The sequence below is a fragment of the Thermopolyspora sp. NPDC052614 genome (genome assembly GCF_040678635.1).
Taxonomy (GTDB): Bacteria; Actinomycetota; Actinomycetes; order Streptosporangiales; family Streptosporangiaceae; genus Thermopolyspora.
In genome coordinates, this window is the sequence record NZ_JBFATZ010000012.1 from 218,900 (window position 1) to 241,111 (window position 22,212).

Annotated in this window: 15 protein-coding genes and 1 CRISPR repeat array; of the genes, 12 read left to right on the forward strand and 3 right to left on the reverse strand. The window is 68.6% G+C overall.

All coding sequences use genetic code 11. The features are described from left to right. Positions 1 to 5: 5 nt before the first annotated feature. The gene (locus tag AB0K60_RS25190) at positions 6 to 1,556 is read right to left on the reverse strand and encodes an MFS transporter (protein WP_364059695.1); all 1,551 of its coding nucleotides are present in this window, start codon (positions 1,554 to 1,556) and stop codon (positions 6 to 8) included. Positions 1,557 to 2,223: 667 nt separating this feature from the next. Here AB0K60_RS25190 and AB0K60_RS25195 point away from each other — a divergent pair. Next, positions 2,224 to 2,631 (forward strand): putative zinc-binding protein, encoded by a 408-nt coding sequence (locus AB0K60_RS25195; protein WP_364059698.1) that lies wholly within the window; start codon positions 2,224 to 2,226, stop codon positions 2,629 to 2,631. Continuing rightward, positions 2,603 to 3,370 carry a YwiC-like family protein gene (locus AB0K60_RS25200; RefSeq protein WP_364059701.1) on the forward strand — a complete coding sequence of 256 codons (768 nt, stop codon included), beginning with the start codon at positions 2,603 to 2,605 and terminating at the stop codon, positions 3,368 to 3,370. The genes AB0K60_RS25195 and AB0K60_RS25200 overlap by 29 nt, the downstream gene beginning before the upstream one ends. 386 nt (positions 3,371 to 3,756) lie before the next feature. Here the strand turns inward: AB0K60_RS25200 and AB0K60_RS25205 are convergent, their stop codons facing one another. Beyond that, positions 3,757 to 3,990, reverse strand: a complete 234-nt coding sequence (locus tag AB0K60_RS25205; protein ID WP_364059704.1) for a hypothetical protein — start codon at positions 3,988 to 3,990, stop codon at positions 3,757 to 3,759. Between the two features lie 712 nt (positions 3,991 to 4,702). On the opposite strand from AB0K60_RS25205, the gene AB0K60_RS25210 reads away from it, so the two are divergent. From AB0K60_RS25210 to cas2, 9 genes are all read left to right on the forward strand, one after another. Next, positions 4,703 to 6,070, forward strand: coding sequence for a helix-turn-helix transcriptional regulator (locus AB0K60_RS25210; protein WP_364059707.1), 1,368 nt, complete (start codon positions 4,703 to 4,705; stop codon positions 6,068 to 6,070). Positions 6,071 to 6,103: 33 nt separating this feature from the next. Beyond that, positions 6,104 to 6,583, forward strand: coding sequence for a hypothetical protein (locus tag AB0K60_RS25215; protein WP_364059710.1), 480 nt, complete (start codon positions 6,104 to 6,106; stop codon positions 6,581 to 6,583). A gap of 129 nt (positions 6,584 to 6,712) precedes the next feature. Further along, positions 6,713 to 8,830, forward strand: coding sequence for an RtcB family protein (locus tag AB0K60_RS25220; protein WP_364059713.1), 2,118 nt, complete (start codon positions 6,713 to 6,715; stop codon positions 8,828 to 8,830). Between the two features lie 646 nt (positions 8,831 to 9,476). Beyond that, complete coding sequence (gene cas7u / locus AB0K60_RS25225) at positions 9,477 to 10,703, forward strand: type I-U CRISPR-associated RAMP protein Csb1/Cas7u (protein WP_364059716.1); 1,227 nt, start codon at positions 9,477 to 9,479, stop codon at positions 10,701 to 10,703. Positions 10,704 to 10,710: 7 nt separating this feature from the next. After that, positions 10,711 to 12,240 carry a type I-U CRISPR-associated protein Csb2 gene (gene csb2, locus AB0K60_RS25230; RefSeq protein WP_364059719.1) on the forward strand — a complete coding sequence of 510 codons (1,530 nt, stop codon included), beginning with the start codon at positions 10,711 to 10,713 and terminating at the stop codon, positions 12,238 to 12,240. Then, positions 12,237 to 15,053, forward strand: coding sequence for a type I-U CRISPR-associated helicase/endonuclease Cas3 (cas3u, locus tag AB0K60_RS25235; protein ID WP_364059722.1), 2,817 nt, complete (start codon positions 12,237 to 12,239; stop codon positions 15,051 to 15,053). The genes csb2 and cas3u overlap by 4 nt, the downstream gene beginning before the upstream one ends. After that, positions 15,050 to 16,051 (forward strand): hypothetical protein, encoded by a 1,002-nt coding sequence (locus AB0K60_RS25240; protein ID WP_364059725.1) that lies wholly within the window; start codon positions 15,050 to 15,052, stop codon positions 16,049 to 16,051. Before cas3u ends, AB0K60_RS25240 begins: the two co-directional genes overlap by 4 nt. After that, positions 16,048 to 17,658: a CRISPR-associated endonuclease Cas1 gene (cas1, locus tag AB0K60_RS25245; protein ID WP_364059728.1), complete on the forward strand. Its 1,611-nt coding sequence runs from the start codon at positions 16,048 to 16,050 to the stop codon at positions 17,656 to 17,658. The genes AB0K60_RS25240 and cas1 overlap by 4 nt, the downstream gene beginning before the upstream one ends. Next, positions 17,655 to 17,957, forward strand: coding sequence for a CRISPR-associated endonuclease Cas2 (gene cas2, locus AB0K60_RS25250; RefSeq protein ID WP_364059731.1), 303 nt, complete (start codon positions 17,655 to 17,657; stop codon positions 17,955 to 17,957). The genes cas1 and cas2 overlap by 4 nt, the downstream gene beginning before the upstream one ends. A 186-nt stretch (positions 17,958 to 18,143) precedes the next feature. Next, positions 18,144 to 20,469: direct repeats of the CRISPR family, unit length 36 nt; unit sequence GTCGCGGCGCTCACCAGCGCCGCCCTTCATCGAGGC. Positions 20,470 to 20,956: 487 nt separating this feature from the next. Here the strand turns inward: cas2 and AB0K60_RS25255 are convergent. Next, entirely contained in the window at positions 20,957 to 21,307 is a 351-nt protein-coding gene (locus AB0K60_RS25255) for a hypothetical protein (protein ID WP_364059734.1), read from the reverse strand. Between the two features lie 162 nt (positions 21,308 to 21,469). On the opposite strand from AB0K60_RS25255, the gene AB0K60_RS25260 reads away from it, so the two are divergent. Beyond that, positions 21,470 to 22,165, forward strand: a complete 696-nt coding sequence (locus tag AB0K60_RS25260; RefSeq protein WP_364059737.1) for a helix-turn-helix transcriptional regulator — start codon at positions 21,470 to 21,472, stop codon at positions 22,163 to 22,165. Positions 22,166 to 22,212: the final 47 nt, after the last annotated feature.

A 22,212-nucleotide genomic window follows, 5' to 3' on the forward strand; every position in this document is an offset into this window, starting at 1 on the left:
CCGGTTCACCGATCGTACCTTTCCGGGCGTCGCAGATCACGGGCGAGAAGGGCGATCACGGCCACGGCGACCACGGTCATCGCCACCGCGAGGCCGCGCGGATCGGTGGACGCGGACGGGTCGCGGGGGGCGAACGCGCCGACGAGCCCGACCGCGAGGATCGCGCCGACGTACCGGGCCGACTGGAACAGGCCGCCGACCACGCCGGTCATCCCCGCGGGCGCGCGCTCGTACATCAGCCGCTGCAGGCCCAGGTTGCACAGCCCGTACGGCACGCCGAGCACGATGCCGTCGAGCACGACGGCCCACGCGGGCGTCGCCGTACCGAACATCATGATCGCGGCGACGCCCGCCAGCAGCAGCCCGCCGCCGGTCAGCAGCGTGCGTCCGACGCCGGACCGGCGCATGATCGGCCCGCCGAGCACGGTCGCCACGACGCTCGTGGCGGCGATCGGCAGGACCAGCAGCCCCGCCTGCGCCGCGCTGAACCCGAGCGCGGTCTGCAGCCACGGCGGCAACCCGTAGAACGCGCCGTAGTAGGCCAGGTTGAACAGCACGAACGTGCCGAGCACCGACAACGGCCCGCCCGCCGCGGCGAGCGCGCGGACGTCCACGAACGGCTCGGCGGCACGCCGCTCCCACCACAGGAACCCGGACCCGGCGACGACCACGGCGACCAGTCCCGGGATCGAGATCCGGGGAAGGGCGAGCATGACGGCCAGCAGACCGACCACCGCCGCCGCGAACAGGACGACACCCGCCGGGTCGATCGCGCGGACCAGGCTCGCGGGTGCAGTCCGCCTCTCCGGGCCGACCGCGCGGGATGGCCGTCCATCTGCGGGCCGTCCCTCCTCAAGCCGGACTGCGGGGGCGGGCTTCCCGCACGTGGGCTGTCCCGCCTCGGCACCGATCGCGGTGGCGGGCTCGCCGCGCGCGGTCCGTGCCTCTTCGGGGCCGATCGCGGGAACCGGCTCCCCGGGCGCAGGCCGCCGCTCGTCGGGGCCGATCGCGTGCCACGCCAGCACCAGCGCTCCCAGCATGATGGGCAGGTTGACCCAGAAGATGGCCTGCCACCCGGCCCAGGAGGTCAGCAGCCCGCCGAGCACCGGGCCGACCGCCGCCGCGGTCGTGGTGACCGTCGCGACGGCCGAGAGCCGCGCCGCGTCGCCGTGCCGCCGGATGACGACCATCGCGCACGGGAACGCCGCCGACACGCCGACGGCCTGCACGCACCGGCACAGCACGAGCGGCGGCAGCGACGTGGCCATCGTCGCCGCGGCGGAGGCGAGCGCCGCCAGCGCCATACCGGCCGCGAACAGCCTGCGCGGTCCGACGCGGTCCGCCACCCGGCCGAGCACGGGCTGGCAGACGCACGCGGTCAGGTAGAAGATGGTGACGACCCACGTCGTGGTGGCCAGCGGCTCGCGGAGGTCGCGCTGGATGGGCGCGAGCGCCACCGCGACCATGGAGGAGTTGAGCGGCGCGAGCAGGGTGCCGCCGAGCAGCGCGGCGAGAGCCGCCCCCGTCCTGCGCGGGGGCCGCACGGTGATCGTCATGCTGTCACCCTGTCAGCCTTCGCCGTTTTCGCGAGACTTCCGGAATCGCCCTCATCGGCGGAGGACCCCGCCTCGTGTGGCAAATCGACGACGGGGTGCTGGCGGTGGTGGGGCGGTCGCCGGTGACGTCCACCAGCCCGGTACGCGCTCGCACGAGCAGGTCCGCCTTCGGCCGCCCGGTCATCGGCCCGCGTGACCCCGGCCGCCGACTCTTGGACGAAGTGCGAGAAGCTCAGGACCTTCATTAATTTACTGATTTGCCCTCCGCGGCGGCGGCGACCATGCACACCGCGACCATAGGAAGACGCGGCCCCGGTTGCCAACGTCGCGTTCCCGCTGAGTGGGAACGCGGCACGTCGGACGGCCCCTCCGGTCCCGGATATGGCCCTTCGCCGCCTTCGCGGCGGAGTCGGCCGCCAGGGGCCGTTGCGTCCCGGCGCTCAGTCTGGCGGGCCACGGCACCCGGGCCCACTTCCCGGCGAGCCACCTCACCAGGGACGTCGGCGCCCTCCGCGCGGAACCCGCACCGGCCGGGCCTAACTACCCACCAACTGCCTACTTTCGACCCTAAAAGGACGCCGGTTCGGTGGCGATAACGTGTCGAGGCGAGAGACCTGTGCCGAAGCGGTGGTCTCCCCATGAGCGCCCCTGGAAGGACATACCGCCTGTGAACCGCCGGGATCTGCCTCTCGTCTACTCGTGCTCCGGCTGCTCAAGCGCCGCCCAGATGACCAATTGGCTCGCCCTGCAACTGGACCGCCGGGGCGTAGCGGAGATGTCCTGCATCGCCGGTGTGGGCGGAGACGTCCCGAGCCTCGTACGCAAGGCGACCAGCGGCCGCCCGGTCATCGCCATCGACGGCTGCGTCCTGCGCTGCGCGTACAGTTGCCTGGCCCGGCACGGCGTGACCCCGGCCGTCCACCACCTGCTCAGCGATGACGGCGTACGCAAGCGCCTCGGCGAGGACTTCGACCCGGACCAGGCCGAAAAGGTGCTCGACGGCCTGCTCGCCCGGATCGCGGCCGAACTCGGCAGAGATGAGCAACATGACCATCAGCCGACCGGCGCCCGCTAACCCCACCGCCACCCCCAGCGGCCGACGTCGACGCGGCCGCTGGATACCGCCGCAGCATGGCGCGTGGGCGATGCTGCTCGTCCCCTACCTCGCCGGCCTGCTCACCACCGGCTTCACCTGGGTCCAGCTCCCCCTGCTCATCGCCTGGCTGGGCGGCTACCTGCTGTCCTACTTCGCCCTGCTTGCCGTAAAAACCCGCCGCGTGAGCCGATTCCGCCCACAACTCCTGACCTACGGGCTCGTGGCCCTCGCGACGGGCACGGTCGTCCTCGCGGCCCGCCCCCAACTGATCGCCTTCGCCCCGCTGTTCATCGCCGTGCTCGCGATCAACGGCTTCTTCGCCTCCCGCCACGACGACCGAGCCTTGATCAACGGCCTGGTCTCAACGGCCGCCGCCTCCCTCATCCTCCCGGTCGTCGCCGTCGTCAACGGCGAATCCCCCTGGCAAACCGCCCAAACCACCCTGATCATCGTCCTGTACTTCGCAGGCACCGTCTTCTTCGTCAAGTCCTGCATCCGCGAACGCGGCAACCGCCCCCTCCTCACAACCTCCATCGCCTTCCACACCCTGACCCTGGCCGCCGCCACCTGGCTCGCCCCGCCGTACGCGCTGCCCTTCACCTGCTGCCTCGCCCGCGCCGCCCTCCTCCCGCGCCTCGCCATGTCGGCCAAGCAAATCGGCATGGCCGAAGTGGCAGGCTCCCTGCTGCTCCTCGCCATGATCGCCGTGGTGGAGTGATCCTGCGGGCGGTCGAGACCGGAGTGGATGGAGATGCGGCTCTACTGAAAGGCCTCCGGCATCATGTACGAGCCATGGCCCAGAGAGACCTCATCGCATGAGTTCGTCTGGGATTGGCTGAACCACGTTGCGTGAGGACTCCGACGGTGATGTGGGCGTTTGGGCGGCCAATGCCTGGGCGTCCAGTTGGCGGCGGAGTTCCTCGGCGGTGTCGGCACCGAGCGTCGGCCACAGCCCTCGTGCGTGGTCCGGCTCCGCATAGCGGCGTCGAGTGGCGTACCAGCCGCTTCTGCCGTCCGGGGTCGGGGTCGAACGCCAGATCCGCCACTCTCGACCATGATCGACCTGGAGTCGGTGCAGCTCTGCGAAATCGCTGGTGGACCCGTTCAAGCGGCCCTCCCCTCAAAGTTCTTGCTTCGTGCCGCCGACGCCTGCGCCGCCGCGCCCAGGCGGGGCACTTCGGCCTCGCGCATCTGGTCAAGCAACTCCTCGACGGTGGGTGCCTCAACGACCAGTGGCTCCTCGACCGTCCACTGAGCGAAGGCGTAGAACCGGCGTCGGCCTACGCCGTAGAGCACGGCCCAGGCCCGCTCGGCTCGGTCCAGCCGCGCAGCGGCCAAGCGCTGCTCGGTATCCCACTGCCATCGGCAGTCCGCACCGCGCACCATGGGCAGGCCCTGGCGGTGGCGACCGCGGGCCGGCGGATCGCGCTACCACTCGCGCATCTTGCCGATCACGCCGCCGCCCTCCGATACGGACGACCCCGTTGACGGTCGGGTGGTGCGGCGGGGCCGGACGCCTGGATCACGGAGCCGCGGCTCTGCCTCGAGGCCACCGCCTCTCGGTGGTACGGGGAGACGTCCGGTGCGAGGAGCGGGGTGGCGTGGTGCCAGGGCGTTCGGGCGGGGGCCGGTGCGGGGAACGTCCGGCGCGGGCCCAGACGGCGCCGTGCCGCCATCCGCGCCCGCATCTGCGCGATGGTCGGCTGCTCCCAGTCATGGCCATGCCGGTGGGGCAGCGACGAACCGTCGTGCGCATACGGCGCGCCTCCGCACCAGCGGCATCCCATGGGCAACGGGGGATGATCGGCATGCCAGCGGATGCGGATGGCTCTAGGCTTCTGCATCGGGATCGGACCTCCTGCGTCCGGTTCAAGGCCCCGGTTTCCCCGGTGTTCGCGCACCGGCCCGGGGCCGTCTTCGTCGAGACCGCCGAAAACAGCGGCCCACAGCGGTAACGTTGTCAATACGGAACGTGATGATCTAGAGGCGGACTGTCCGCAGGGCGTCCGCAGCGTTGCGGACACACGGCGGACATGGCGGGGAGCACGGCATGGGCGCGGAGTCATTCGGCCAGGCGTTGCGGCGTCTTCGCGGCGATCTGTCGATACGCGAACTCGCTCGTCGTGCGAACTGCGGTAAGAGCTACGTTTGTGACTTGGAGCAAGATCGCAGGAGTCCGAGTGGCCAAGTGGCTATGGCTCTCGACAAAGCGTTGGGAGCCGGAGGTCTGCTTGTTGCTCTGGCCGCATCAGGGTACGGCGGTGTGGGTACGGTCACAAGTGGCGAGACCGTTTTTGCTTCGATCACTGCCCCAGGTCTTCCGTGGGTATGGGAGCCGAAACTCACCGTCGATGCCGTTTACGCCGTCAGCAGAGATGATTTGATGCTTGAACGTCGACAGGCCGTCCAGATGTTTACCGTGACGGCGGGAATTCCGCTTATTGACCCTGCTCAGCTCTGGCTGGGCAAAGTCTGTGAGGTCCCGGTCTCCTCGTGCGAGGGGCGTATTGGGAACGACGAGGTGGAACGGCTCGAACAGACTGTCAGTGTCTTCCGGTCCTGGGATGATTCCCACGGGGGCGGTCTCGCGCGCAAGGCGGTCATCGGTCAACTCAATGAGGTGGCCGACCTGCTGAGAGAGTCCCACCCTCGTCATATCACCGTGCGTCTGTTCAGCGTGCTGGCCCAATTGGCGAAGATCGCGGCCACGATGTCTTGGGACTGTGGCATGCAAACCGCGGCTCAGAAGTACTACGTGCTGGGTCTGCAGGCATCCAAGCCGACGGGCGATCGTTCGTTCGGAGCCGGCGTTTTGGCGTCGATGGCCCGCCAACTGCTCTGTCTCGATAAGCCGCACGATGCCCTTGAGCTTGTGCGACTCGCGCTGGACGGCGTCGGCACGACCGCGACACCTCGACTGCGGGCGATGCTGCACACCCGGGAGGCGTGGGCGTACGCCAAGCTGGGCAGGGCCGAAGCGTTCAAGAGGGCTACCGGTGCGGCGGAGGAGGCATTCAGCGAGGTGCGCCTCGACGATGCGGATCCGGAGTGGATTACGTACTTCGACGAGGCCGAACTCGCGGGGGTCACGGGACATCGTTATCTGGAACTGTCGTTTCAGAACATTCGGTACACGACTCATGCTTTGACTCGCATCGGGCGAGCGCTGGAGCTCCGGAAGCGGTCGAGCATGCGTAGTTTTGCCCTGGATCAGCTTGGGCTCGCCCATGTGCACCTGTTGAAAGGAGACGTGGACGAGGCTGTGGCGGTGGCCGGAACGGCGATGGAAAGCGTAGGTCAGGTTCAGTCCGATCGGGTGCGGGTGAAGCTCCGCAAGATTTACGTTGAGATCAGTAAACGGCGTGATCCTGTCGTCTCCGGGCTACGCGAGCAACTTCGGGAGATGCTGGCACGCTAGGGGAGACGTCCTCAGCAGGTGGTGGATGCATAGATGGTGCGGATTGGTGTGACCGGCCATATGAATTTGACCGCGGAGACGGCTGTTTTCGTGTCTGAGGCGATTCGGGCGCGGCTGCGTGAAGTGGATGGCGAGGTGGTGGGGGTGTCCTGTATCGCTCGGGGGGCCGACTCGCTGTTCGCGGAAGCCGTACTCGATGTGGGGGGTTCGCTTGAGGTGGTCGTGCCGTCGCGTGACTATCGGGAGTCGAAGGTCGGGGCGGATCACAGGGAGCGGTTTGACGCGCTGGTGGCTAAGGCCGGTCGTGTTCGGGTGATGGATTTTGAGCGTGCCTGTCGTGAGGCGTATGTCGCGGCGAATGAGGCCGTGCTGGGGTCCATCGACGAACTGGTGGCCGTGTGGGATGGGCAGCCCTCGGGTGGGTCCGGGGGAACGGCGGATGTGGTGGAGAGGGCGCGTTCGCGTGGGTTGCCGGTGGTTGTCATATGGCCGGAGGGTGCGGTGCGAGAGTGATCTCGCAGTTTCGATTCGGGGTGCAGGGCTTGGTTCGGCGGCGAAAATCAGTACGGCGTAAGGGGCTTCACGGTCTACGGTGGCGGGAGTCGGCACTTTCGATAAGCGACCGAGTGGAGCGAGTTTTTCATGCCGAAGCAGGTAGCGCCCAAGCTTCTTTCGTGGGCCAGCGACATCGATCCGGGCACGGTTGAGCAGGCCGCCCGTACCGCGCGCCTGCCGTTCGTTCCATCTCACGTTGCGCTCATGCCGGACGCGCATGTGGGGTTTGGTTCCACCGTCGGGTCGGTGATTCCGACCGAAGGGGCGATCATTCCTTCGGCGATCGGCGTGGACATTGGGTGTGGCATGGTGGCCACGGAGACGACGCTGACGGCGGCCGATCTGCCGGGCAGCCTGGATGCGCTCATGCCGCTGGTTGAGCGGGACATTCCGGCCGGGGTCGGGCAGGGGCACGACGATCCGGCCGTGGATGAGGCGCTCGCCGCGATCGGGCGGCCGGACAGCGAGTTGACGGCCAAGCAGGAGAAGACGGCGGCCTGTCAGTTCGGCACGCTCGGGTCGGGCAACCACTTCGTGGAGGTGTGCCTGGATGAGCGGGACCGGGTTTGGACGGTGCTGCACTCGGGGTCGCGGGGTATCGGCAACCAGCTCGCCACCAAGCACATCGACGGGGCGAAGAAGCTGATGAAGCAGTACTTCATCGAGCTCGAAGATATGGACCTCGCTTACCTCGCGCAGGGCACCGAGCAGTTCTGGGCGTACATCCGGGACATGCTGTGGGCGCAGCGGTACGCGATGGCGTCGCGGGCCCGCATGGATCGGGTTCTGTCGGAGGCGCTGTTCGCGGTGGTCGGCCACGGAGAACGGGTACGGACCATCAATTGCTTCGCGGGCGAGACCGGCGTGATGACGAGTTCAGGCACGCTGGCTATCGCCGAGTTGGCTGGCGGCGTCCACGAGTTGCTGACCACCGGAGGCGAATGGGTCAAGGCACCTGTTCGGTCTTTCGGACGTCAGCGCCTCATGCGCGTACGGCTGTCCCGCAACGGCGTCGAGAAGGTCATCTACGCCACCCCTGGGCATCGGTGGCTCCTGCGCACCCACAGCAGCGGTGGCACCCGCTATTGGGGTAAACGACCCGCCGAGGCGACCACGGCAGAATTGAGGCCAGGAGATCGCTTGGCCTGGGTGTTCAGCAAGAGGCCCGAGAACATGACCGTCGACAGGATCGGCGCGGCACGGGGTTTCGTGTTCGGCGATGGGTCGGTCTCCTCACGCAACCGGGCTCGGGCCAACTTCTGCGGCAACAAGGACCAGTCGTTGCTGCATCTGTTTGAGGGGCTCGGGAGGCCGCCCCGCTCGTACGGCCAGTTGAAGGTGATCTATGGCCTGCCGGTCGAGTGGAAGCTGGAGATCCCACCCCTGGACAGACACCCCAACTACCTGTACGGCTGGCTCGCCGGCTACTTCGCCGCCGACGGTGACGTGGGGAAGACCGGGCGACCCACGCTCGCGTCAGCCTGCCGTGAGAATCTCGAACGGGTCCGTGTGATCTGCGACCTTCTCGGGATCGGCACGTACGGCATCCGTACCAGGATGCGCTCCGGCTTCGGGAAGGAGCCGACGGCGATCCACCTGCTCGGCCTTATGCGCGGTGACTTGGATCCTTCGTTCTTCCTCATTCCTGAGCACCGCGAGCGATACGAAGCTAGCGCCAAGGCCATTGAACGCCGAGGCTGGACGGTGTCGGCGGTTGAAGAGACAGACCGGGTCGAGGAAGTGTTCTGCGCGGTGGTGGACGGCACTCACGCATTCGCACTGGAAGACAACATTCTCACTCGGAACTGTCATCACAATTTCACGCAGCAGGAGCGGCACAACGGCCGGGACCTGTGGATCACGCGTAAGGGTGCGATCAAGGCGGCGGTCGGTGACGAAGGTGTGATTCCGGGCAGCATGGGGACTCGGTCGTACATCGTGCGTGGGCTGGGCAACCCGTCGTCGTACAACTCCTGCTCGCATGGGGCGGGCCGGCGCATGTCGCGGGCGCAGGCCAAGCGGGAGCTCACGGCCGAATCGCTTGCCGCGGCGATGGCGGGCCGGACCTGGAACGCCGATCGGGCCGAGGCGCTGGTGGACGAGCACCCGGCGGCGTACAAGTCGATCGACCAGGTGATGGAGGACCAGCGGGACCTGGTCGAGGTGCAGCACACGTTGCGTCAGATCTTCAACTACAAGGGCTGACGCGTCGGGAGACATGCCCCATCGCCGCCGTCGTCGCACGGACGGATGTCGTCGTGCGGATGGCCGCGCCGGACGGCCCCGTATGGCGCGCCCGTCGCGGACCACCGCCGCCCGGCCATAACTGCCGCCTTGACTACCTGATCTCCTTATTCGCGCTGCTCGCCATCAGGACTCGCCGTCCCGGCCCGCAGCTTGCCACGTACGTGGGCGTGGCGCCCACGGCAGGGGCGGTGCCTGCCGCAGTTGATCGGCGTCGCCCCGCTGTCCGTCGTCGTGCTCGCGGCCAACGGCATTGCCGCAGTGACCTGACCGCCATGGACATGACGGCCCGTATGGCGTGCCCGTAGCAGGCCACCGCTAGTACCAGCCCGGTCGTACACGTCTGCCCCCATGGCGGCAGTAATCGATACAGCAGCGACGATGAGTGACGAAAGCGGACAATATATTGGGAACCGGATTCACAATGAAATTTATGGAATAGCTGTTTCTTGACCTACAGTTCCGCTATGCTCGGTCCACTCCCCCTCGGCGAGGACTCGCGCTGGTTCCCGAGCTCGGGAGCGATCCGCATGCCGTATCGCGGCCTCATCCCCTGGTGTAACAGCCGGGGGTGACATTTTTGCCCTCCCCCAATCCGGAGACGTCCATGAATCCGATCTCGCTGGACCTGCTGTTGTCCGCAGCCGCCCCGGGGGGCGGAAGCTGCCTGGCTTCCACCACCGAACTGGAGCCTGCCGGGGGGCCGCATTGTGCGGTGGCGCCGGCCAAGTTCGCGGCACCTCGGGGCAAGGAGAGCGTTTACGCGTACGAGAAGCGGTATCTGGACGGTGAGCTGCGCACGGCGGTGATCATCGATTCAAAGCAGAGCCAGCTCAATCGGGCGGAGGCGGGGCTGGAACTCGCCGTCGAGGATCAGAACCCCGTCCTGTCGCGATTGCCGCGGGTGGTGGTCGCATACACCGTGGACGGGCGGGTGGAGACGTATTCCGATCTGTCTTTGCCGCATCGGGTCTTTGACGGGCACATCCGTGCCGCGAGCAAGGACGGGGTTCCCGTGACGGATCTGCCGGAGTACCGCGCGATTCGGGATGCCACGCCGGGGAACGCGCGGGCGTTACTGGAGGCGAGTCCGATCACGTTGGTGTTCGGCGGGTGGGATTCCAGCCGCAGGTCCCGGCAGGGGCGGTGGCGCAGTGCGCTGGTCGGGGAGATCATCGGCTTCTGCCGGGCCGACAAGGAGGGGGACAGACGGCCCCTTCGCGGTGGTGCCCGGGTGGATGGCGTCGGGATGCAGATGCTGCTGTCGGGCAAGGACTTGCGCGAGGTAGTGACCCGTCAGTCGGGCGAGCTCAGCGGCAAGAGCGTCGAGAAGCTGCTCAAGGAGGCCGATAAGGCGGCCAAGGAGGGTAAGCCGATCTCGGCTTCGGCGGTGGGGCTCGGGGGGATTCCGCCGGCGCTCAACCAGTTGGCCGGGGTGGCCTGTGATCGGATCATTCGTACGCATGTGTTGTCGTTCGCGACGCTGCGGCAGATGCGGTTCGGCGCGGGCGCGGCGGGGGACCAGGCGTGCCGGGCGCTGCTGGCGGCGCTGGCGCTGAACGGGCTGGCCCGGGCGGACGCGGAGTTGTATCTGCGCGCCAACTGCGACCTGCGCGAGGTGGGCACCACGACGGTGACCCTTGACCAGCGGGGCGGGCAGACAATCAGCCTGGCACCGCTGGGGATCAAGGAGGCCGATGCGCTGCTGGCCGATGCGCTGCTGCATGCCGAGCGTGAGGCGGGCGTGCGGTGGAACGGTCCGGTGCTGGAGGTCGAGGGGAATCCGGCGATCGTGGCGGGTGCCGTCGCGGGTGACGCGGCCGAGGAGGAGTGAGCCGGTCGTGCCGTACGCGATCATCGCCGAGCCGGTGCTCGGCACGTATCACGCGCATGCCGGGGACGGCGAGATCGACGTGGTGCCCTCGCCGGCGCGGCTGGCGGCGGCGTTGCTGTGTGCCGCTGCGCAGGGGCCGCGGGCCGTGTACGACGGCGGATCGCTGCGGCCGTGTGAGGTGGACATGGCCGCGTTGCGCTGGCTGGAGACGCATCCGCCGGACGGGGTGCGTGTTCCCGAGCTGGTGGTGAACCGGCCCGAAGGGCTGGCCTACCGCACCCGGCTGCTGGAGGTACGTCAGCGTCGGCGGATGATCGCCAAGACACCGCAGCCGCTGGGATCGGTGGCGGTCAACGGCTCGTATGCCTGGACCTGGCAGGTCGGGCCGCCCGCCGGGCTGCGGGAGGCGATCGAGGCGCTGTGCGCGGAGGTGTCGCATCTGGGCATGGCCGAGACGCCGGTACGGATGCGGGTAGGGCTGGCCGAGCCGACGCACGATCTTGTGGTCGACGCGAACTGGTGGGACGGCGTTCGAGGCGATCTGGATTTGGACGTGCCGGGGCCGGGACGAGCCGAGGCACTGCTGGCGGCCTACCGTACCGACAACGCGGTGCCCCCGAGCCTGGCGGCGGACCGGGTAAGGCCGGGCACCAATGAGACGCAGATGCCGCCGACGCGGGTCGGCACCGCCGTCTCCCCGGCCCGCTATGCGGCTCGGCGTCCGGCACCCGCCGAGACGCCGTGGGATCGGGTCCTGGTGGCTGCCGTGGACACCCCGGTGCCCGGCGAGGCGGACCGGGTCCGGTGGGCGGTCGCCATGCATAAGGCGCTGATCAAGATGATCGGCGAGGGGGCGCCTGCCGTGCTGACCGGGCATTACGCGGCGGGTGTGGAACGCCCTGCCAACCGGTGTGCGATCCAGATTCTTAACCGGAAGGAGGCGGGGCTCTGCGGGGTGCCCGCCGAGTCGCTGATCGTGATGATGCTGCCCGCCGACATCGACGCGGCTGATTACCGGGTGATCAAAGGCGCGTGGGAGGAACTCGCCCGGCTGCATCCGGAGCGGGCGCTGCGGCTGTCTCAGCGGCGCGAGGTCAGCGCGAGCGAGTTCTGGGCCGCGCCCGAGGAAGGTCGCCTTCGGGTGTGGTCCACGGTGCCGGCGGCCGTGCCGGAGACGCGGGGGCAGGGGAAGAACTGGATGTTGGCCGACGCGGTGCTGTTGTCGGTGGGGATGGTGCTGCGTGATCGGCTGGGCATCCCCGTCGGCCGGGGGAGCGCGTGGTATCGCGGGGTGGCCGACACGGTACGGCGGCGCGGGGTTGTCGTCGTCGAGGCAACACCGGTGCGGGACGGCGATCTGAGCAGGTTCGTGCACAAGATGCCCCCCGGAGTGCCGCTGCGGCCGTACCGGGCCGTGATCGACCTGGCGGGCCTGGTGCCCGCGCGTGGCCTGCTCGCGATCGGCCAGTCCCGGCATCTGGGCAACGGCCTGCTGGTTCCCCTCGACGTGCCCACGCCGGAAGGGGAACGGCCATGACGCTGTCAGCCGACCGTTTCGCGGAATTCTTCACGGCCGTTCATGAGGCCGTGTACGACGAGGCGGGCATCGCGCCGTTCGCGTGGCAGTCGCGGCTGCTGGCGACGGTGATCGAGCAGGGCCGGTGGCCGGAGGTGATCGACGCTCCGACCAGTGCGGGCAAGACCCACGTGATCGACGTGCACGTGTTCGCGGTGGCGCTGATGGCGGCCGGAGCCGTCCTGGTGAGGGTGCCTCGGCGTCTGTCGATGGTCGTTGATCGGCGAGTTCTCGTCGATGACCAGTACGAGCATGCCCGCCGCCTCGCCGACGCGCTCGCCACCGCTAAAAGCGGGATCTTGTTCGAGGTCGCGGAAAGCCTGCGGTCGTTGCGAGTCGGCAAGAACGCGACCGAGCCGCTGATGGTCACCCGGTTGCGGGGCGGGTTGCCTGCGCCGCGCGCCTGGCGGGATGACGCGATCGCCTGCCAGATCATCTGCGCCACCCCGGACATGTGGGGGAGCCGTCTGCTCATGGCGGGCTACGGGTCAAGCGAGCTGTCCCGGCCTCGGGAGGCGGGACTGCTGGCATTCGACTCGGTGCTGGTGGTGGACGAGGCGCACCTGTCCCGGCAACTGATCTACACGGCCCGGCGGGTGGCCGAGCTCGCGGTAGTGGCCGATCGCCGGTTACCGGTCCCGGTGCTTCAGGTCGTGGAGGCCAGCGCGACGCCCGATCGCTCCGAAACGGCGCTGTGTGTGGGCGTGCAGGATGCCGATCTGGCCGAGGACGCGGCGCTGCGGGAGCGGCTGTGCCGCGCCAAACCGATCGAACTGCTGGAGCTGCCCGTCTGGCCGATCCCCGGCACGGGGCCGAGCCGGGCCAAGGCACTGGCGGCGATGGCCGACCGAGCGATCGAGCTGCGCAGCGAGTACGGCCCGACGGTCGGGTGCTTTGTCAACAACGTGGCCACCGCCACCCAGTTGGCCGAGTTGCTGGGCCGTACCCACCAGGTACGGATGATCTGCGGGCGGCTGCGCCCCTACGACGTGGAGCGGCTGGTCAACGAGCAGCCGGCCAGCACGCTCAGCCTGAGCGGCAATCCCGAGGTCGACTTCCTGATCTCGACGCAGAGCCTGGAGGTCGGCGTCAACGTGGACTGGACGGCGGCGCTAGTGGAAATCGCCCCGGGTACGGCGATCGCGCAGCGCGCGGGCCGGGTCAACCGCCGTGGACGGCGCGGCCGGACCCGGGTGGTGGTGGCGGTGCCCGACAAAGAGCTCAAGGACAAAACCGACACCGCGCCGTACGAGCCGGGTGACCTGAACGACTGCCTGGCCTGGCTGCGCGAGCGCGCGGCCGACCCCGCCGGGCTGGCTCCGTGGGCGCTGCGCGAGCATCCCCCGCCCCCACAGCGGCAGCGCCGGACCCTGCTGCAACGCCCTGAACTCGGCGACGCCTGGATGTGGTCCCGGACCAACGACGAACTGTTCGCCACGCCCGACCTGGACCTGTGGTTGTCCGACGACCTGTCCGCCGACCATGACATCGGCATCGTGATCCGCCGAAACCTGCCCGTCGACCCGGCCACGGCCGTCGCACTGCTGCGCGAGCTGCCGCCGATGGACCACGAGACGATCCCGGCCCAGATCCGTCTGGCCGGGCGGCGACTGGCCGATCTCACCTCGCCCGTCTACCGCGTACGCGGTGATGAGGTGCTGCCGTACAACCACGACACCCCCGACGACGAGCAGGCTTCGGCGTTCGCGCGGGACCTGCGGCCCGGGGACATCGTCGTGGTGGACACCACGGCCGCGATCTTCACGGTGATCGACGGCATGCCGGTTCTCACTCCGACCGGCACCGACTGCGGCGATGACGTTCTGGAAGCAGGGGATGGAACCGATCCCGGACGATTCGTCTTCCTGCTTGGCCGAGGCTCGACGCTCGACCCCGACCGGGGCGACGACGAGGACATCAAGTCCGCGATCGCCCACGTCCTTTCCACCGCCGCCGACCTCACGCCCAAGGAACTCGCCGGCAAGCAGGGCCGTCAGGCACTCGCCGAGGCATTGGAAAAGCTCGCACCCCTGCTGGAAGACTCCACGCGGGTCCTCCACGCGATCGGCTTTCTCGAGGGCAGGCTGAAGGACTTCGACGTGACGCTCTTCGCCGACGACCCCGACGGCCCGCCGAGCAGGCTGCTCATGACCGACAACCGCAGGATGATCCATGACGAGTCGGCCCGCCAGCGGTGGACGCGCGCCGAGCAACGCGTCACCCTGCGAGCGCATGCGAGCGGCGTCGCCGAACGCGCCCTGCTCATCGGCGAGCGACTCGGCCTCGGCCCCTACGCCGAACTGCTGGCCCGCGCCGGCCTCCACCACGACGACGGCAAGGCTCACCCCCGCTTCCAGCGAAGCCTCGACCCCGAGCTGACCAGCCCGGAGCCGCTGGCCAAAAGCGGCATGACCACCCAGCGGGAGATCCGCAAGGCCCGCGCCCAATCCGGGCTCCCCGGCGCTTGGCGGCACGAACAACTGTCCGTCCTCATCGCCTGGAACGCCCTGCACGACCTGCCCCCCGCAGACCGCGACCTGGCCGCCCGCCTAATCGGAACCAGCCACGGCCACGGCCGCCCCGGCTTCCCGCACACCTCCGCCCAACTCGGCGCCGATCCCCACCTCGTGGATCTCGCCCGGCGCCTGTTCGACGAAGGCGCCTGGGATCACCTCATCGAACGTACCCACACCGACCTGGGCGTATGGGGCTGCGCCTACCTGGAGGCCCTGCTGCGCTGCGCCGATGGACAAATCTCCGGCGAGGGCTCATGAACGACACCATCCTCGGCGGCGACCCCCGCCGCCTCATCAGTCACCTGGCCCTGTACGGCTTGGCCGCGATCTGCGCCGACGCCGGACACACCGACCTGCGCCTGTCCTGGACCGCCGGAATGACCCCCCGCCCCCGCCTGACCATCGACCCCGACCTGGTCGGCCCCATCGTCCATGCCCACGCCGCGACCCGCCACTGGACACAAGAGACCATCGACCTGGCCGGAAAGCCCCGCGGCCTGATGAGCCCTCGCCTGACCGCCATCGCCGACGAGGAGGGCTGGCGCGACCTGCGGAACCGGCGGCACGCCGTACTCGACACCCTTACCACGGCCCGCGCCGACGGCGATCTACGCCTCCTGGCGGCGCTGGGCGAACCCTGCTACTGGCGGGCCGACCCCCGGACCGGGAGAATCCTGCAGGACGAAGCGGCCAACCGCCTGGAAATGCAGCCCCGCAACAACGGAGCCGAGTTCGTCCGCACCCGCCTGAGCAAAATCGCCAAAGTCATCGCCGACCGCACGCCAACCCAGATCCTGGACGGCCTCCTCGGCAACCGCGTACGCGACGAGTTCTCCAAGAACGCACCCGACGGCTGCTCCGCCACCGGACTCGACACCCCCGGCCCCGTCGACAACGCCATCGTCTGGTGCGCCCTGTGGGGCATTTCGCAAACCTCCCTGGCTCTGCAGACCACCCGGGCAGCCGTGACCAGCGCATCGGTCCGCATTGATCGAACCGAGCACCTGTTCACGCCTCTCTGGCACACCCCCTGGCACCCCGCACGACTACGCACCATCCTGACCTCCCGCCCACTCAACCAGGCGGCCACCGCCTTCCTCCGCGGCGGAACCCTCGACACCGCATGCCGTCACTGGCTCGCCGCCCGGGGCGTGACCGCCGTCATCACCTTCCCCGTCACCATCCACGGCAGCGACAAAGCCCCCGAACGCCGCGTCGGCACCGGCAAACTCCACCCCCTCGGCGCGAGACCATGACCACCCCCCACGCGTCCAAAGACCTCATCCCCATCAGCTTGATCGCTCACCAGGTGTTCTGTCCGCGCCGAGCCTGGCTGGAGGCCATGGGAGAGCGCACCGACACGGGCCAGATGGCCATTGGGACACGCGACCACGCGTCGGTCGATGACCACACCTCGTCACGTGCCACCCGCCTGCGATCACTGGAGGTGATCAGCGAGCGCCTCAACATCGTCGGACGGTGCGACCTCGTCGAGGTCGACGCCAACGGACGGTTGACCGTCGTCGAGTACAAGTCCACACCCATCCGACAGCGTTGCGAGGTCACCCAGGCCACGCGCGTCCAACTCGCCCTTCAGGTGATGGCCCTGCGAGACATGGGGCATCTCGTTCGAGGACAGGAGGTGTACTTCACTCAGCACCGGACAAGAGTGCCCGTAGACCTCGGCCCCACCGACTTCGCCGCAGCGGAAGCACTGACAGCGGAGACGCTCCGTACGATCGTCAACGATGACGCGCCTCCTCCGCTGGAGGACGACCCCCGCTGCGGCCGGTGCTCGCATATCGGCGTCTGCCTGCCCGATGAACGCGCGCTCACGTTCGTCCACCGGCGCATCAAGGTGGCCGATCCGGACGGTCAGGTGCTTCATCTCGCTACCCCAGGGTCCCGCGCCTCCATTCGAAGCGGTCGTGTCGAGATTCACCGTAAGGGGGAACAACTCACCTCGGTTCCGATCGAACACGTTCAAGCCGTTGTCGTTCACGGCAACATCGACCTGTCCGGAGGACTCGTCCGCGAACTGCTGTGGCGCAACCTCGTGGTGGTGTGGTGCACGAGCCGCGGACGAATTACCGGCTGGGCCGCGTCCGCCACCAGCCCCAACGGCGGACCCCGCCACCGTCAGCACGTCGCGGCCGCACGTGGACGGCTGGACCTGGCCCGTGAGTTCATCGCCACGAAGATCGCCAACCAGGCGACACTGCTCCGCCGTCATGGACAGGCACCAGACGCGGTCACCGAACTGCGGCGCCTGCAACGTGCCGCACAATCCGGCCTGAGTCTGCCCGACCTGTTCGGCATCGAGGGGCAGAGCGCCTCCCGCTACTTCGCCGACTTCTCCACCATGCTCAACCCGTCCGTGATCGCAGCCCTGGGGCAACCCTTCACCGCTCGAAGCCGCAGGCCGGCGAGAGACCCGGTCAACGCGGTGCTCAACTACACCTACAGCCTGCTTCTGTCCGACGTGATCCGCGCCGTCCTCGCCTGCGGGCTGGACCCCCACGTCGGCTTCCTCCACAGCAGCGAACGCAACAAGCCGGCGCTCGCCCTGGACCTGATGGAGGAGTTCCGCGCCGTGATCGCCGATTCGGTCGTCATCGGCGCTTTCAATAACGGAGAGCTCAAACCCCGTGACTTCAGCGATGTTCTCGGTGCGGTAAGCCTGCGGGAAGACGCCCGCAAAAAGCTGATCGCCGCGTACGAGCGCAGAATCGGTTCCACATTCCAGCACCCCCTGTTCGGGTACACCGTGACGTGGCGCCGAGCCATCGAGGTCCAAGCCAGGCTCATCCTCGGAGTCATCGACGGCACACAGCCCGAATACAAAGGCATCCGCGTCCGATGAGCACCGACCAAACCAGGCGCTACATCATCGCCTACGACATCGTCGACGACCGACGCCGCACACGGGTCTCCGACCACCTCAACTCGCACGGCGACCGCGCCCAGTACAGCGTCTTTATCATCGACGGCCGTCCAGCCCGGCTGATCAGACTCCTCGCCCAACTCACCCAGATGATCGACCCGACCACAGACTCCATACTGACCTGCGACCTCGGCCCCCTCAACCGAGCCGGCCCGCCACCCGTCGAATTCATCGGCAAACGGCGCCCCCTCACCGGCGACGGCCCTCTGATCGTATAGTTCGAGCCAGGCGAACCCTACGCTGGAACAGCGACACGCCAGGACCCTTAGCCAGGTATATCCCCAGCTCAACAGAATGGCCCGTCCTCAATGCCCCACAAACGAGCCCCTCCGGCCCTCCCGAGCAAAAACCCTTCGCGCCAGGCCCACAAACATCCAGGTCGGCGGCCCCTTTTCGCCCAGGCTGTCGCGGCGCTCACCAGCGCCGCCCTTCATCGAGGCTAGCCGCCGAGGGCGGCCCCGACCTCGGCCCCCTCCGTCGCGGCGCTCACCAGCGCCGCCCTTCATCGAGGCTTCTTGAGCACGGCCGGGGGGACGAGGGCGTAGGGGTCGCGGCGCTCACCAGCGCCGCCCTTCATCGAGGCGCGCAGGCGTACGGCGAGTCCTTGGGTGAGGTCACCGACGTCGCGGCGCTCACCAGCGCCGCCCTTCATCGAGGCGCGCCATAGGTGCCGTGGACCTCCGGGTCGTAGGGTCGCGGCGCTCACCAGCGCCGCCCTTCATCGAGGCTTGATCAGGAATCTTGGGCGCAGACCCCCGGCTTCAGGTCGCGGCGCTCACCAGCGCCGCCCTTCATCGAGGCCCGAAAACACCGCCCGGAAGGTGCTGGCGCACCGTCGCGGCGCTCACCAGCGCCGCCCTTCATCGAGGCACGCGCACGTCACGCACTGGCAAGAACTGGACCTGTCGCGGCGCTCACCAGCGCCGCCCTTCATCGAGGCAGGATCATCCCCGCGCCGAAGAGGAACCCGATGCGTCGCGGCGCTCACCAGCGCCGCCCTTCATCGAGGCGCTAACCCCGCAGCAGCTGCCGGTGTGGCGCCACCACGTCGCGGCGCTCACCAGCGCCGCCCTTCATCGAGGCATCGGATGCGCCGTCATGACGCCGCCTTGCGGTCCCAGGTCGCGGCGCTCACCAGCGCCGCCCTTCATCGAGGCTCCTTGACGGCGGTGAAATCCGCCGCGATCGCCGTCGCGGCGCTCACCAGCGCCGCCCTTCATCGAGGCGAGTGGATCGAGTCCGGGGCGCCCCGCCCCCAGACCGGGTCGCGGCGCTCACCAGCGCCGCCCTTCATCGAGGCTGGAGCACGCAGGTGGCCGTGGCCCGGTCGCGCTCGGGTCGCGGCGCTCACCAGCGCCGCCCTTCATCGAGGCCGCGCTGCCGCCCGGCTTGGTGGCCAGCTTGAAGTCGCGGCGCTCACCAGCGCCGCCCTTCATCGAGGCTTCATCCGCGCCGCCTTGGACAAGCCCTGATGGCCGTCGCGGCGCTCACCAGCGCCGCCCTTCATCGAGGCCCTTCACCGCGAGCTCGGCGAACAGGTCCTCCCTTGTCGCGGCGCTCACCAGCGCCGCCCTTCATCGAGGCATCGGCCTCGGCGTCACCGAGCCGACCGGCGTCGAGGTCGCGGCGCTCACCAGCGCCGCCCTTCATCGAGGCCTGAACAGCATGTTCTTCGGCGTCCCGCAGTCACGCGTCGCGGCGCTCACCAGCGCCGCCCTTCATCGAGGCGGAGGGCGCGGTGGCGGATTGGCCGCTGTACGACGTCGCGGCGCTCACCAGCGCCGCCCTTCATCGAGGCTCGATCAGCAAACGTACCTGTCGGAAAGGAGGGTCCCGTCGCGGCGCTCACCAGCGCCGCCCTTCATCGAGGCTTGCCTCCGACACTCGTCACGTCCGCGGGGTGGGCGTCGCGGCGCTCACCAGCGCCGCCCTTCATCGAGGCTCCGCCAGCCTTGGGACCTGGAGCTGCTGCTCAAGTCGCGGCGCTCACCAGCGCCGCCCTTCATCGAGGCGTCCATCGGCAGCGGGACCACGCTGATTTCGTACAGGTCGCGGCGCTCACCAGCGCCGCCCTTCATCGAGGCTTTCCTGCTCATCGGTGCACAACAGGCCAATGGAGCGTCGCGGCGCTCACCAGCGCCGCCCTTCATCGAGGCGAGTACACCCCGAGCTACAACGACTTCGGGCACACCGACGTCGCGGCGCTCACCAGCGCCGCCCTTCATCGAGGCTACAAGTTCACCCCCCCGGAGATCGGTGGCCGGGAGGTCGCGGCGCTCACCAGCGCCGCCCTTCATCGAGGCCCGCCGGCGGCCCTCAGGCCGACCTGATGGAGACGTCGCGGCGCTCACCAGCGCCGCCCTTCATCGAGGACTCCCACTCGGCGTCAGGCGCGGTGAAGGTGATCAGGTCGCGGCGCTCACCAGCGCCGCCCTTCATCGAGGCGCAGGAGATATTTCGGACGGCCGGGATACCCGCGTCGCGGCGCTCACCAGCGCCGCCCTTCATCGAGGCAACTTCAAGCAGGGCTACTGGACGGTCCCGTTCGCGTCGCGGCGCTCACCAGCGCCGCCCTTCATCGAGGCTGCGTCCCCACCAGGGCGCGGATCCTGACCCGCGGGTCGCGGCGCTCACCAGCGCCGCCCTTCATCGAGGCATCCGAGTCAGCATCACGGCGAAGGCGGGCACCAGCCCGTCGCGGCGCTCACCAGCGCCGCCCTTCATCAAGGCTGGACCGAGGAAGGGGCCGCCCTCCAAGATCACACTTCGCGTTATGCCTATGGTATCCGTGGGACCAAGCAGGTCGGTCGCATCATGTTGACCGGTCGGGGGCGTACACGACGACGGCTCGAACCGGATGGGCTGGAGATGCCGCTCTACTGGAAGGCCTCCGGCATCATGTACGAGCCGTGGCCGGGGATGCCTCATCGCAAAAGTTCGGGCGGAAGGGGACTGGCCGTGTGTGAGGACGTTGGCGAGGGTTTGGGCGTTTTGGCGGCCAGGGCATGGGCGTCCAGTTGTTGGCGTAGTTCCTCGGCGGTGTCGGCGCCGAGCGTTGGCCACAGGTCTCGCGTGTGGTCCGGCTCCGTGTAGCGGCGGCGGGTGGGGTACCAACCGCTTCTGCCGTCGGGGGTTGGGGTCGAGCGCCAGATTCGCCATTCTCGGCCGTGGTCGACCTGCATTCGGTGCAGTTTCGCGAAATCGTCGTTGGGCCCATTCATGCGGCTTTCCCCTCGTAGTGCCTGCTCTGCGCCGTCCACGTCTGCGCCGCCGTGCTCGGGCGGGGCATCTCGGCCTCGCGCATCTGCTCACGCAGTTCCTCGGCGGTGGGTGCCTCAATGACCAGTGGCTCCTCGACCGTCCACGCGGCGAAGGCGTAGAACCGGCGGCGGCCCACGCCGTAGAGGATGGTCCAGGCGCGCTCGGCTCGGTCCAACCGAGCGGCGGTCGACCGCTGCTCGGTGTCCCACTGCCATCGGCAGTCCGCTCCCCGCACGAGGGGCAGGCCCTGGCGATGGCGCCCGCGGGCCGGCGGATCGTGCCACCACTCGCGCATTTTGTCGATCACGCCCGCCTCCCTTCGCTACGTGCCGCCTTTTGTCGAGGCCGCCGAAAACCGCAGCCCATAGCGGTAGCGTTGCCAATACAGTCAGTAATGGTCTAGAGGTGGAGTGTCCGCAGGGTGTCCGCAGCGCTCGCGGACGCGTACGGACATGGCAGGGAGCACCGTATGGGTGTGGCAGCGTTTGGTGAGGCGCTTAGACGCTTACGCCTGGGTGCTGGGATGTCCATCCGCGAGGTAGCTCGCATGGCCCACTGCGGGAAGAGCCACGTTTCCGACCTTGAGAATGGACGACGCTCGCCCAGCTTGGCGGTCGCGGCGGCACTCGATAAGGCGTTGGGAGCGGATGGCGAACTGGTGGGTCTCGCCGACCGTAGACATGGTGCGATTGTCTGGTCGACGGTGAGCGTGGACGGGCTGCCGCCCGTCGCCGCCATTCTGGGTGATTCGCGTTATGCGGATGGGGGCATCGTTCTGGAGTTGCGGGACAGGCTCGAAGAGAGCAAGGCCGATGATGGTGCCTTTGGCCCGGCGGTGGCGCTGCCGAAAGCGCTGGGAGTGCTCGCGGCCGTGCAGCACACGGTTCGCGATGTGAGGTCGCAGATCCGGCGGCAACTGCTGGCCCTGGGCGCCGAGGGCGCGGAGTTCGTCGGCTGGTTGTACCGAGATCTTCGTGATCTGACGGCGGCGACGTACTGGTACGACCGAGCGATCGAATGGGCGCAAGAAGTCGACGACACTGCCATGCAAGGCTATGTCCTGCTTAAGAAATCTCAGATGGCCTACGACAACCGCGACGCTCTGAAGGTGCTTACCTGTCAACGGACGCGCGATAGTGACCCCGCGCGGTTCCGGGAAAATTAACCCCCCGGCATTGGTCAGTCGCGGCTGGCCCGGTTCTCCTTGGCCAG